The sequence below is a fragment of the Bradyrhizobium sp. 45 genome (assembly GCF_023073155.1).
Taxonomy (GTDB): Bacteria; Pseudomonadota; Alphaproteobacteria; order Rhizobiales; family Xanthobacteraceae; genus Bradyrhizobium; species Bradyrhizobium canariense_D.
The window spans coordinates 153,260-166,106 of record NZ_JADPIX010000155.1; the positions used below are offsets into that span (position 1 = coordinate 153,260).

11 protein-coding genes and 1 pseudogene are annotated in these 12,847 nt (G+C 64.7%); 8 read left to right on the forward strand and 4 right to left on the reverse strand.

The window, feature by feature from the left end; translation table 11 throughout:
* The first annotated feature begins 53 nt into the window (after positions 1-53).
* The 4 genes and pseudogenes from IVB42_RS41030 to IVB42_RS41045 all read left to right on the forward strand — a co-directional run.
* Complete coding sequence (locus tag IVB42_RS41030) at positions 54-1,283, forward strand: ABC transporter substrate-binding protein (protein ID WP_018458479.1); 1,230 nt, start codon at positions 54-56, stop codon at positions 1,281-1,283.
* A 193-nt stretch (positions 1,284-1,476) separates the two neighbouring features.
* Complete coding sequence (locus IVB42_RS41035) at positions 1,477-2,760, forward strand: glycerate kinase (protein ID WP_018458478.1); 1,284 nt, start codon at positions 1,477-1,479, stop codon at positions 2,758-2,760.
* A gap of 187 nt (positions 2,761-2,947) precedes the next feature.
* Positions 2,948-3,622, forward strand: a complete 675-nt coding sequence (locus tag IVB42_RS41040; RefSeq protein ID WP_026233591.1) for a PAS-domain containing protein — start codon at positions 2,948-2,950, stop codon at positions 3,620-3,622.
* Positions 3,601-4,758 (forward strand): annotated as a pseudogene (locus IVB42_RS41045) (EAL domain-containing protein); the annotation flags it as partial. The gene IVB42_RS41040 and the pseudogene IVB42_RS41045, both read left to right, overlap by 22 nt.
* Positions 4,759-4,956: 198 nt before the next feature.
* On the opposite strand, the gene IVB42_RS41050 reads toward IVB42_RS41045, so the two are convergent.
* Entirely contained in the window at positions 4,957-5,478 is a 522-nt protein-coding gene (locus tag IVB42_RS41050) for a MarR family transcriptional regulator (protein WP_247399513.1), read from the reverse strand.
* Positions 5,479-5,654: 176 nt separating this feature from the next.
* Between IVB42_RS41050 and IVB42_RS41055 the strand changes: the two genes are divergently transcribed.
* The 3 genes from IVB42_RS41055 to IVB42_RS41065 are packed head-to-tail and all read left to right on the forward strand — an operon-like array spanning position 5,655 to position 9,200.
* The gene (locus IVB42_RS41055) at positions 5,655-6,695 is read left to right on the forward strand and encodes a branched-chain amino acid ABC transporter permease (protein ID WP_026233590.1); all 1,041 of its coding nucleotides are present in this window, start codon (positions 5,655-5,657) and stop codon (positions 6,693-6,695) included.
* A 7-nt stretch (positions 6,696-6,702) separates the two neighbouring features.
* Positions 6,703-8,472, forward strand: a complete 1,770-nt coding sequence (locus tag IVB42_RS41060; RefSeq protein ID WP_018458476.1) for a branched-chain amino acid ABC transporter ATP-binding protein/permease — start codon at positions 6,703-6,705, stop codon at positions 8,470-8,472.
* Complete coding sequence (locus IVB42_RS41065; RefSeq protein WP_018458475.1) at positions 8,469-9,200, forward strand: ABC transporter ATP-binding protein; 732 nt, start codon at positions 8,469-8,471, stop codon at positions 9,198-9,200. The genes IVB42_RS41060 and IVB42_RS41065 overlap by 4 nt, the downstream gene beginning before the upstream one ends.
* Positions 9,201-9,381: 181 nt before the next feature.
* Here the strand turns inward: IVB42_RS41065 and IVB42_RS41070 are convergent, their stop codons facing one another.
* Positions 9,382-10,005, reverse strand: a complete 624-nt coding sequence (locus tag IVB42_RS41070; protein WP_018458474.1) for a pyridoxamine 5'-phosphate oxidase family protein — start codon at positions 10,003-10,005, stop codon at positions 9,382-9,384.
* A 120-nt stretch (positions 10,006-10,125) separates the two neighbouring features.
* On the opposite strand from IVB42_RS41070, the gene IVB42_RS41075 reads away from it, so the two are divergent.
* A complete protein-coding gene (locus tag IVB42_RS41075; RefSeq protein WP_018458473.1) occupies positions 10,126-11,010 on the forward strand; it encodes a LysR family transcriptional regulator in 885 nt (294 codons plus the stop codon).
* 5 nt (positions 11,011-11,015) lie between these two features.
* Here the strand turns inward: IVB42_RS41075 and IVB42_RS41080 are convergent, their stop codons facing one another.
* Positions 11,016-11,435 carry a PaaI family thioesterase gene (locus tag IVB42_RS41080; protein ID WP_018458472.1) on the reverse strand — a complete coding sequence of 140 codons (420 nt, stop codon included), beginning with the start codon at positions 11,433-11,435 and terminating at the stop codon, positions 11,016-11,018.
* A gap of 234 nt (positions 11,436-11,669) precedes the next feature.
* Complete coding sequence (gene pobA / locus IVB42_RS41085; protein WP_026233588.1) at positions 11,670-12,839, reverse strand: 4-hydroxybenzoate 3-monooxygenase; 1,170 nt, start codon at positions 12,837-12,839, stop codon at positions 11,670-11,672.
* Between the last annotated feature and the right edge of the window lie 8 nt (positions 12,840-12,847).

The following is a 12,847-nucleotide window of genomic DNA, read 5'->3' on the forward strand; positions in this document are numbered from 1 at the left end:
CAGGCAACACAAGAAAAGGGACGCACACACACCAAGAAAATAGGGAGATAGGAATGCCCGCTGTCACCGGCAAACTTGCGGCCGCGTCACTGGCGCTCGCGCTCATTGCGGCCTCGGCCTCCACTGCATCGGCCCAGAAGAAATACGACACCGGCGCGACCGATACCGAGATCAAGGTCGGCAACATCATGCCTTACAGCGGACCGGCCTCCGCCTACGGCATCATCGGACGGACCGAAGCCGCCTATTTCAAGAAGATCAACGACGAAGGCGGCATCAACGGTCGCAAGATCAACTTCATCAGCTACGACGACGCCTACTCGCCGCCGAAAACGGTGGAGCAGGCGCGCAAGCTGGTCGAGAGCGACGAGGTGCTGTTCATCTTCAACTCGCTCGGCACGCCGCCGAACTCGGCGATCCACAAATACATGAACTCGAAGAAGGTGCCGCAGCTCTTCGTCGCCACCGGCGCCACCAAGTGGAACGATCCGCAGAACTTCCCCTGGACCATGGGGTGGCAGCCCAACTACCAGAGCGAGACGCAGATCTACGCGAAGTGGCTGCTGAAGAACAAGCCCGACGCCAAGATCGCCGTGCTGTTCCAGAACGATGATTACGGCAAGGATTATCTCAAGGGCCTGAAGGACGGCCTCGGCGCCAAAGCCGCGTCGATGATCGTCGTGGAGGAGAGCTACGAGACCTCCGAACCGACCATCGACAACCACATCGTCAAGCTGAAGTCGACCGGCGCCGACGTCTTCATGAACATCACGACGCCGAAATTCGCAGCCCAGGCGATCAAGAAGAACGCCGAGATCGGCTGGAAGCCGCTGCACTTCCTCAACAACGTCTCTGCCTCCGTCGGCAGCGTGATGAAGCCTGCCGGCTTCGAGAACGGCCAGGACATCATCTCGGCCGATTATCTGAAGGACGTATCGGATCCGCAGTGGGCCAATGATGCCGGCATGAAGGACTTTCTCGCCTTCATGACCAAATACTTCCCCGAGGGCGACAAGCTCGATAAGGGCACGATCGTCGGCTATGCCGTGGCCCAGACCCTGGTTCAGGTCTTGAAGCAGTGCGGTGACGATCTCACGCGCGAGAACGTCATGAAGCAAGCGGCGAATCTGAAGGACTTCCGCACCGAGGCCCTGCTGCCGGGCGTGAAGATCAACACCTCGCCGACCGATTTCGCGCCGATCAGCCAGCTTCAACTCGAGAAGTTCAAAGGCGAGAAGTTTGAGCTGTTCGGAGACGTGATCAGCGCCGACGTCGGCGGTTAGCCCCATCAAGGACGCGACGACGGAAACCCCCTGCGAACCATCGCAGGGGGTTTTTGCTTGCGCGGCGATTATGATCACGCGATTGCACAATCGAATGATGGCAAAGCCGGCTTACGCTTTGGCGCATGATGCGGTAGGCAGGTGAGCGGCGCGTTCGCCGCCAGTCTTTCCTGTCCGCTCAAGGCCCTTCGTCATGACCGACCGACGCCCCCTGCTCCGCGCGCTCTACGACGCCGCCGTTGCCGCCGCTCATCCGAGCACAATTCTGGCGCCGCACCTGCGGCCCGCGCCAAAGGGACGCGTGATCTGTCTCGCCGCCGGCAAGGGCGCGGCCGCGATGGCCGCCGCCGCCGAGCGGCATTATCTCGACACGCTCGGGCTCGCACCGGAACGCCTCGTCGGCATCGCCACCACGCGTCACGGCTACGGCGTGCCGACGCGCCGCATCCGCGTGGTCGAGGCCGGTCATCCCGTGCCCGACGAAGCCGGCCTGAAGGGCGCGGCCGACACGCTGGCGCTCGCGGCCGAGGCCGGGCCGGACGATCTGCTCTTGGTGCTGCTCACCGGCGGCGGCTCGGCGAACTGGATCGCGCCCGTCAACGGCATCAGCTTCGGGCAGAAGCAGGCGGTCAACAAGGCGCTGCTCCGCTCCGGCGCGCCGATCGGCGAGATGAATGTCGTGCGCAAGCATCTGTCGCGGATCAAGGGCGGGCGGCTGGCGCGCGCCGGCAAAAATGCCGCCGAGATCGTGACGCTTGCGATTTCCGACGTGCCGCATGACGATCCCTCCGCAATCGCCTCCGGTCCGACCGTGCCCGATCCGACCACGCTCAATGATGCGCGCGCCATCGTCGCCAGGTACAAGCTCGACATCGACGATGCCGTCCGCCGCGCGCTGGACGACCCCGCCAACGAGAGCTGCAAGCCCGGTGATGCCGCCTTCGCGCGCGCGCATTTCGAATTGATCGCACGTCCGAAGCAATCGCTCGACGCTGCGGTCAAACTCGCGCATGAGGCCGGTTACGAGACGATCGATCTCGGCGCCGACCTCGAAGGGGAGGCCCGCGACGTTGCCGCCGATCACGCCAGGCTGGCGCTTCAGGCCCGCGCGCAGGGCAAGCGTGTCGCGATCCTCTCCGGCGGCGAGCTCACGGTCACCGTGCGCGGCAATGGCCGCGGCGGCCCGAACCAGGAATACGCGCTGGCGCTCGCCGGCCTCTTGAAGGACACGCCTGACATCTCCGCGCTCGCCGGCGACACCGACGGCGCCGATGGCGGTGCCGGCAATCCCACTGATCCCGCCGGCGCGCTGATCGACGCGGCGACGTTCGCGAAGATGGCGGCGCAGCGGCTGCAGCCGCAGGCCTATCTCGACAACAACGACGCGACCACGTTCTTCGAGGCGACGGGCGACCTGTTGCTGCCGGGGCCCACGCTGACCAATGTGAACGACATCAGGGTAATCCTGGTCGACTGACACGGTGGCATCGCCATCCCGCCGGCGCCCCGCGCGGTTCGGCGGACGACATGGTTAACGATCTCTGAATTCTCGTCGGTGTCCTCTTTTCCAGGGGGCGGGCATCGCCGCCCTTAACCTCGCGTTCGCCGCAGTTTCAGGAACATGTCCCGAAATTGGGCGAATTGTCGGGCTGATCTACCGCGAGATGTACGCGCTCTCGCCCGACCAGGTGCACCCGGGCACGCCGATCAAGGACCTGATCGAGCATCGGCTCAAACTGGGCCTGAGCATCGGCGGAGAAGCCGGCGCCTATGTCCGTGCCCGCACCGAGGGTTCGGTCGTCAGTGAGCAGACGGTCCAGCAATTCGCCGACGGACGAATCATCGCCTACACCATTCATCCCCTGCCCGACGGCGGCGGCATGGCGACGCACGAGGACATTACAGAGCGCGAAGAGCTCAGTCGGCGGTTGCAGGAGCGCAATTTTCAGTTCGACATCGCGATCAACAACATGTCGCACGGACTCTGCTTCTTCAGCGCCGACCATCGGCTGGTGGTCTGCAACACGCACTTTATCGAGATGTACGGCCTGCCGCCCGACCGCGTTCGTCCGGGCACGCCGCTCCAGGAGATCCTCGACCTACGCTACGAGGTCGGCAGCGTGCCGGCGATGACGCGGGAGGAATACGCCAAATGGCGGACCGATGTCGCCATGTCAGCCGAGGCCATGGACAGCATCGTCGAGATGCAGAACGGGCGAACCTTCAGATCAGGCACCGACCGATGCCCGATCTCAGGTGGGTCGCGACCCACGAAGACATCACCGAGCAGCGCAAGGCGGAATTGCAGATCGCGCATATGGCGCACTACGACGCGCTGACGGACCTCGCCAATCGCGCCCTGCTCGGTCAGCGCCTCAAGCAGGCGCTCGAACAGGGCGGGATGTTCGCGATCCACCACGTCGATCTCGACAAGTTCAAGGCCGTCAACGACACCCTGGGCCACCAGGCCGGCGACATCCTGCTGCAGGATGTCAGCCGCCGCCTCAAGCAGCTCGCGCGCGACAGCGATACGGTCGCGCGCATGGGTGGCGATGAATTCGTGATCCTCCAGACGCCGATTTCCGATTCGAGCGAGGCGGACCTGCTGGCGCGCGACGTTGTCAGGACGCTGAGTGCTCCGTTCGGGCTCGACGGACACCAGACCATTGCGGGCGCGAGCATCGGGATCGCGATTGCGCCTGGCGACGGCTCGACGCCCGAGCAACTCCTGCACAATGCCGATCTGGCCCTGTATCGCGCGAAAAGCGACGGCCGCGGCATGCACTGCTTCTTCGAACCGGCCATGGGCGAAGAAGCGCAAAGCCGTCGCGGGCTGGAGCAGGACCTGCGCAACGGCCTTGCCGCCGGCCAGTTCGAACTGCACTACCAGCCGGTCGTGAAGACCGACGGCGGCGAGATCAGCGGCTTCGAAGCCTTGATCCGCTGGCGACATCCCCGGCGCGGACTGGTCGCGCCCAACAGCTTTATCCCGCTTGCGGAAGAGATCGGCCTGATCGTGCCGATCGGCGAATGGGTGATCCGGCAGGCCTGTGGCACTGCAAGCCGATGGCCGGACCATCTGCACGTCGCCGTCAACATCTCGGCGGTGCAATTCCGCCAGCCGGGCCTGACGGAGGTGATCGTCGGCGCGCTGGCGGCCTCCGGCCTCGATCCGCGGCGGCTGGAGATCGAGATCACGGAAAGCGTGTTTCTGCAGGACAGGAACGGAACGCTGACGACGCTGCACCAGCTCCGGGCGCTGGGCATCAAGGTCGCCATGGACGATTTCGGCACCGGCTATTCGTCACTGACCTATCTGCAATGCTTCCCCTTCGACAAGATCAAGATCGACCGGTCTTTCGTCAGCGGCGTGGAAAACAATGCGGCATCCCTCAGCATCGTGCGGGCGGTGGCGGCACTGGCGCGCGGGATGGGCATGACGACGACGGCGGAGGGGGTGGAGAGCGAGGAGCAACGGGACCGGATCGCAGCGGAGGGCTGCACGGAAATGCAGGGCTATTTGTTCAGCCCTCCGTTGCCCGCCGAGGAAATCGAGCGCCATTTCCTGTCCGCGAAAACACCTGCCATGCCCGACCGGTTCGCTCTGCGGCATAACCGCCGCCAGCCCGCCCGCGCTTCCGGGTTTGATGCCCGGTCGCCGGGCAATCAACCGTCAAAACTCGTTGGCGATCTTCGAGAGCATCCCGAGCAGGGCTTCGCGGTTGGACGGCCCGAGCAGCTCGTTCAGCCGGGCCTCGTGCTTGGTGGCGACGAGCTTCTTGGCGCGGGCCAGCACGGCCTTGCCCTTGTCGGTCAGCACCAAGATGTGCGAGCGGCGGTCGTTGGTGGAGCGGATCCGCGCGCAAAGGTCGCGGCTCTCGAGATTGTCGAGCATCGCCACGAAATTCGGGCGCAGGATGCCGAGGGTGGAGGCGATCTCGGTCTGGTTATGGCCGGGGTTTTTCTCGACCAGCAGCAGCACGGAGAACTGCGCCGGCGTGAGCTGGAGCGAGGCCATGCAGCGCAGGAAGTTCTCGAACACCTTGAGCTGTGCCCGCTTCAGGACATAGCCGAGCTGTTCCGAGAGCTCGCCGAGCTGGAGGGCTTCACCAGGCCCGTCGGCCGCGTCCTTGCGGCCCTTGGCGGTCTCGGCGGGTTTTTCAGAGGACTTTTCAGCGGTTTTGGAAACGGTCATCGCCTCATGCTCGCAATCCCGTTAAGTTCGGGAGGATCGTTCGCCACCCTTGATGTTATATTTGATAATTGTTATGGACCATATCAAATATCGTCAGCGCTGTTCAATGGCTGTGAGCGGACCGTCCACCACAATCAGGGGACCGGTCCTGAATCTTTGAGGGGGAGCGTCCGGTCTTGAATACCACCATCATGCTGTTCCTGCTGCAGGACGGCATCACCAATGGCGCGATCTATGCGCTGCTCGGCCTGGCGCTGGTGCTGGTGTTCGCCGTCACCCGCGTCATCCTCATTCCCCAAGGCGAATTCGTCACCTATGGCGCGCTGACCTATGCCTCGCTGGCCGCGGGCCAGATGCCGGGTACGGCGAAACTCGCGCTCGCCCTGGGCATTGGCGCCTTCGCGTTCGACCTGTTCGCCGCGCGCAAGGCGCTGCACGGACGCCTGATCCTGCGCAGCGTCATCACCAATATCGTGCTGCCGGCCATCGTGCTGGCGCTGACCGTCTACTACGCCGCTCAGAAGCCGCCGGTTGCGGTCTGCATCGCACTGTCGCTGGTGATCGTGGCGATGATCGGCCTGTTTCTCTACCGCATCGCATTCCAGCCGCTGGCGCACACCTCCGTGCTGGTGCTGTTGATCGCCTCGGTGGGCGTTCACCTCGCGCTTCAGGGTTTGGGCCTTTTGTTCTTCGGCGCCGAAGGCCAGCGCGGACCTGCCGTGCTGTCCGGCTCCTTCACCAGCGGTGCGCTGCGCTTCACCGGCCAGAGCATCACGGTCTATGGCATTACCATCGCCTTCATCGTCGGGCTGTGGCTGTTCTTTGGGTTGACACTTTACGGCAAGGCGCTGCGCGCGACCGCTGTGAACCGGCTCGGTGCCCGGCTCGTCGGCATCCGCACCACGCTATCCGGTCAGATCGCCTTCCTGCTGGCGTCCGTCATCGGCGCACTGTCGGGCATCATGATCGTGCCTATCACGACGCTGTATTACGACTCGGGCTTCCTGATCGGCCTGAAGGGCTTTGTCGCCGCGATCATCGGCGGGCTTGTCAGCTACCCCCTCACCGCCGTCGCGGCGCTAGTCGTCGGCATCGTCGAGGCGTTCTCGTCCTTCTATGCCTCCAACTACAAGGAGGTGATCGTTTTCATGCTCTTGATTCCCGTGCTGCTGCTGCGCTCGCTCGCGGCGCCTGCGGTCGAGGAAGAGAAGGACTGACGCCAAGATGCAGAGCCGGCTCCCCATCCTCATCTTCGCGCTGATCATGGCGGCGATCCCGTTTGTTCCGGGCATGCCCCCATTCTGGATCGTGCTGCTCGACAATATCGGCCTCGCGGCCCTGGTCGCGATGGGCCTCGTGCTGCTGACCGGCGTCGGCGGCCTGACCTCGTTTGGACAAGCGGCCTTCGTCGGCTTCGGCGCCTACACCACCGCGGTGCTGTCGACAACCTACGGCATGTCGCCCTGGCTGACGCTACCACTGTCGCTGCTGGTCAGCGGATTGCTGGCGGTGCTGCTCGGCCTCGTCACCGTCCGTCTCTCCGGCCATTATCTGCCGCTCGGCACGCTCGCCTGGGGACTCGGCTTGTTCTATCTCTTCAGCAAGCTGGAATTTTTGGGAAGAAACGACGGCATCTCGGCGATCCCGCCGCTGTCGATCGGCTCGTTCAAAATGCTCTCGCCCGGCTCGATCTACTACGCGATCTGGGTTGCCGTGATCCTCTCGGCGTTGCTCACGATGAACCTGCTGGACTCCCGCACCGGCCGCGCCATCCGCGCGCTCCGGCGCGGCCATGTCGCGGCCGAGGCGTTCGGCGTGCACACCCCGCGGGCGAAAATGCTGGTGTTCATCCATGCCGCCGTGCTCGCCGGCCTCTCCGGCTGGCTCTACGCCCATCTTCAGCGCGCGGTGAACCCGACGCCGTTCGGCGCGCAGGCGGGCATCGAGTATCTCTTCATCGCCGTGGTCGGCGGCGCCGGCTATGTCTGGGGCGGCGTCCTGGGCGCGGCGCTGGTCGTGGTCCTGAAGGAAGTGCTGCAGAGCTACCTGCCGTTGATCCTGCCCGGCTCGGGCCAGGTCGAGACCATCGTGTTCGGCATCATGCTGGTGGCGTTGCTCCAGCTCGCACCCGGCGGCGTCTGGCCCTGGCTGATGTCGTTCCTGCCCCAGCGTACCAGTGGCAAGAAGCCAGACACTTCGCTGAAACTGGAGCAGCGCACCCGCTCGCCCGGCCAATCCAGCGTCCTGCTCCAGGTCGAGAAGGCGCGGAAACAATTTGGCGGCGTGGTCGCGGTGAACAACGTCTCCTTCGACGTCCAGGCTCGCGAGATCGTCGCGCTGATCGGCCCCAACGGCGCCGGCAAGAGCACCACCTTCAACCTGATCACCGGCGTGCTGTCGGCCAGCTCGGGCTCGATCTCCGTGCTCGGCAACAAGGTCGACAGGGCGCCGCCGCAGGAGATCGTCAAGCTCGGCATCTCCCGCACCTTCCAGCACGTCAAGCTGGTGCCTGATATGACCGTGCTGGAAAACGTCGCGATCGGTGCCCATCTGCGCGGCCATTCGGGGCCGATCTCCTCGATGCTGCGGCTCGACCGCACTGATGAGGCAAAGCTGCTCGCCGAAGCCACCCGCCAGATCGAGCGGGTCGGACTTGGCGAGCAGATGCATCAGCTCGCAGGCTCGCTCTCACTGGGACAGCAACGGATCGTCGAGATCGCCCGTGCGTTGTGCGTCGATCCGATGCTGCTGCTGCTCGACGAGCCGGCCGCCGGCCTGCGCCACATGGAGAAGGAGCGGCTCGCGACGCTGCTGCGCGAGCTGCGCGACGGCGGCATGAGCGTCCTGCTGGTCGAGCACGACATGGGCTTCGTCATGAACCTCGCCGACCGCATCGTGGTGCTCGATTTCGGCACCAAGATCGCGGAAGGAACGCCGGCCACGATCAAGACCAATCCCGAAGTGATCAAGGCCTATCTCGGAGTGGCGGCATGAGCGCGCTGTTGTCCGTCGCCAACGCCCATGTCGCCTATGGCAAGGTCGAGGCCGTGCGCTCGGTCTCGCTCGAAGTCGGCCAGAACCAGATCGTCACCATCGTCGGCGCCAACGGTGCCGGCAAGACCACGCTGCTCTCCGCCATCATCGGCATTTTGCCGCTGAAAGGGCGCGTTTCATTCGCAGGTCAGGACCTGTCGCGGCTCGACATCGAGGACCGCGTCGCCATGGGGCTTGGCCTCGTTCCCGAGCACCGCGAATTGTTCGTGACCATGAATGTCGAGGACAATCTCGAGTTAGGGGCCTTCCGCATCGAGAGAAGCAAGGCGAAAGCCTCGATGGAGCGGGTCTACACGCTGTTTCCGCGGCTCAAGGAGCGGCGCAAGCAGCTCGCCGGCACGCTCTCCGGCGGCGAGCAGCAGATGCTCGCAATGGGCCGCGCACTGATGGGCGAGCCCAAGCTCCTGATGCTGGACGAGCCGAGCCTCGGCCTCGCCCCGATCATCGTCGCCGACATTTTCCGCATCGTCACCGAACTGCGCGCCGCCGGCGTCTCCGTGCTGCTGGTCGAGCAGAACGCGCAGGCGGCATTGAAGATCGCGGATCAGGCCTATGTCATGGAGCTCGGCGAGTTCGTGCTCAGCGGCAAGGCCAGCGACATCGCGGCGAATGAGCGCGTGGCGGCGAGCTATCTCGGCTTCCAGCACGAAGGGGCGAGTGTGTTGTAACTTCGAGACGCGCTTCCTCAAACTCATCTGTCATCGTCCGCCTAGTGCGCAATTGCGCACAGGGGCGGACGATCCAGTATTCCAGAGACCTGTGCTTGAACCGAGGCGCCGCGGCGTACTGGATGCCCCGCCTTCGCGGGGCATGACATCGGAGGATTCAGGGAGAGACGAAGATCGTGGCCTAGCTTGCCCCCTTGTCACCCTTCAGCGCCGCGAGCTCTGCTTCCAGCTCCGCGATCTTCGCATCCCTTGCCGCCAGCGCCGCCGCCACATCTCCAGCGTCGAACTTCTGCGGGATGTGCTGCGGGCAGTTCGTGTCCCACGCTTCGATCTTGAACAGGATCACCTGCTCGGGCCGGGCGCGATAGCCTTTCGGCATCAGCGATGTCGTCAGCGCCTCGTCGTCCTCGACCACCCGCGCTTCGCCCCAGATCTTCACCCGGCGGCGATGGGCGTAGTCCATCACGAAGATGTAGGCCTTGGGATTTTCAGACAGGTTTCCCTGCGTGATGTATTGCCGATTGCCGGCGTAGTCCGTGAAAGCCAGCGTCTGCTTGTCCAGCACCTTCAAGAAGCCCTTCGGGCCGCCACGATGCTGGATGTAGGGCTGGCCGTCGGCCGATGCCGTGGCGAGATAAAAGCTGTTGGCGTCGGCCAGGAACGCCGCGAGGTTCTCATCGACCTCGGTGCGCCAGCCGCGCTGCTCGGCATGGGCATAGCCTTCGCGTGATCCCTTTCGGGTCTGGATCGACTTCACCGCCGGCGTGAACGCCACGTCGCTGGCGTAGGTGTGAGTTGCCGTCATCGGAACATCTCCTGAAATCCCGGCGCATCCCTGCGTCTTCGCCATCCAAAATGGACCTCCCGCCGGCTAAAACAATCATCCCGCTTGACACTTCATCGTTGCGTTATATGCAATAATGCCATGGATCGCCTCGAAGCCATGCATGTTTTCGTCACCGTCGCCGACCTGCGCGGCTTCGCGCCGGCGGCACGAAAACTGCGGCTGTCCCCCTCCGCGGTGACGCGGCTGATCGCGGCGCTGGAGGAGCATCTTGGCGCGCGGCTGTTGCAGCGGACCACCCGTCAAGTGACCCTGACCGACGTCGGCACGCGCTATCTCGAGCGCGCGCGTCGCATCCTCGCCGATGTCGAGGAGGCCGACGGCTCGGCACGGGAGGAGCGCAACCGACCGAGCGGGCGGCTGGTGGTGTCGGCGCCGGTCGGCTTTGGCCGGCTCCATGTCGGGCCTGTCATGATCGCCTACCTCAAGCGCTATCCCGAGGTCGCCTGCGAATTGCGGCTGTCGGACAACCTGGTCAATCTCGTGGAAGATGCCGTCGACGTCGCGGTGCGGATCGGCCATCTCGCCGACTCCTCCCTCGTCGCGCGCCAGGTCGGCGAGATGCGGCGGATCGTGGTGGCGACACCTGGCTATCTCAAGCGCCATGGCGAGCCGAAGACGCCGGAGGCATTGCTCGGGCACCAGACCATCGCCTTCGGTCCATCCGCGAACTGGCGCTTCGTGCAGGACGGCCGCGACATCGAGGTGGCGCCGAATCCACGCTTCGCCAGCAACAGCGCCGACGCCGCCCTGCAATATGCCGAGGCGGGCGGCGGCGTGACCCGGGTGCTGGCCTATCAGGCTGCCGAGGGCCTGCGGCGCGGGCGGCTCAGAATCGTGTTGGCGAAATACGAGCAGCCGGCGTTGCCGATCCACATCGTCTACCCGACCTCGCGCCTGCTCTCCGCCAAGGTGCGTGCCTTCGTCGATCTCGTGGTGGAGACCGCGGAGTGGAAATTCGGGTGACGCCCTCACCCCTTCTTCGGCACTACGCGAAAGGTGCCGCTGGCGCGGGCGATCACGGCGCCGTCGGCCTTCGCGAGGCACTGCGCGAAACAGATCGTGCTGCCGGTCTTGATCGCCTCACCCTCGACCGCGAGCCATTGGCCGATCTCGCCGGCGCCGACATAGTCGACCGACAGCGAGATCGTGACCAACGAGGTCGTCCAGCCCGTCGCCTGCGCGCAGCTGTAGCCCATGGCGGCATCGGCCAGCGCCGCGATCAGGCCGCCATGGATCAGCCCGCGCGCGTTGGTGTGCGGTTTCGCCAGCCGCAATCCCACGGTGACGCCGTTGTCGGTCTTCCTGGAGTAAAGCGGCTCCCAAGGATCGGTGAGCGGGGCTTTGCGAAAGTGCGGCTCGAAGCCGGCGGGAATGTCGGTGCTGGTCATGTCCGTCTCGCGTTGGTGGCTCCCGCCATTGAACGCGGCAGACGGGACAGATGCACCACCTACAAAGTTTTAAACGGAATTTGCGCGGGTGTTTGAAAGGAGTGGCGCCGTCGCCCCGCTATCCCTGTCATCACCCGCGAAAGCGGGTGATCCAGTATTCCAGAGACGGTGACGTGATACGGAGAGGCCGCGGCGTACTGGATGCCCCGCTTTCGCGAGGCATGACGGCGCGCCCTAAAACGGCAGCCCCACGTAATTCTCCGACAGCGAGGTCATCGCGGCCTGCGACTGCGTGACATAGTCGAGCTCGGCGAGCTGGATGCGCGCGCCGATGGTGCCGGTGTCGGGGAATTTGTGCAGCATCGAGGTCATCCACCAGGAGAAGCGCACGGCCTTCCAGACCCGCGCCAGCGCCTTCGCCGAATAGGCATCAATGCCGGCGCTGGATTTTTCGTCGTAGAACTCGCGAAACGCACTCGACAGATAATGCGCGTCGCTCGCGGCCAGGTTCAGCCCCTTGGCGCCGGTCGGCGGCACGATATGGGCGGCGTCACCGCACAGGAACATCCTGCCGAAGCGCATCGGCTCGGCGACGAAGCTGCGCAGCGGCGCAATGCTCTTCTCAATCGAGGGGCCCGTGACCAAGCTGTCGGCGGCGTCCTGGTCGAGCCGGCGCTTGAGCTCGTCCCAGAAACGGTCGTCCGGCCATTGGTCGACGTGGTCGTCGAGCGCGCACTGCACATAGTAACGGCTGCGCCTGGTCGAACGCATGGTGCAGAGCGCAAAGCCACGGGCGTGGTTGGAATAGATCAGCTCGTGGCTGACCGGCGGCGTCTCGGAGAGGATGCCCAGCCAGCCGAACGGATAGATGCGCTCGAACTCCTCGATGGCCGAAGCCGGAACGCTGGCGCGGCTGACGCCGTGAAACCCGTCGCAACCGGCGATGAAATCGCAATCGATGGTGTGGGTGACGCCATCTTTCACGTAGGTTACGCGCGGGTGACCGCCGTCGAAATCCTGCGGCTGCACGTCCTTGGCCTCGTAGACCGAGGTGAGGCCGGCGGCCGTGCGCGCATTCATCAGATCGAGCGTGACCTCGGTCTGGCCGTAGATCATGACCGTCTTGCCGGTCGCAGCCTTCATGTCGATGCGGTGGCGGCGCCCCGAGAAGGTGAGTTCGATCCCTTCATGCACCAGCCCTTCGGCATGCGCCCGTGCGCCGGCGCCGATCTGGTCGAGCAGCGCAACTGTTCCCTCCTCCAGCAGTCCGGCACGGATGCGGCCGAGCACATAGTCCGGGCTCTGCCGCTCCAGAATGACATTGTCGATGCCATAATGATGCAGCAGTTGCCCAAGCAACAATCCTGCCGGCCCCGCCCCGATGATTGCGACTTTTGTCCGCAATACTTGCT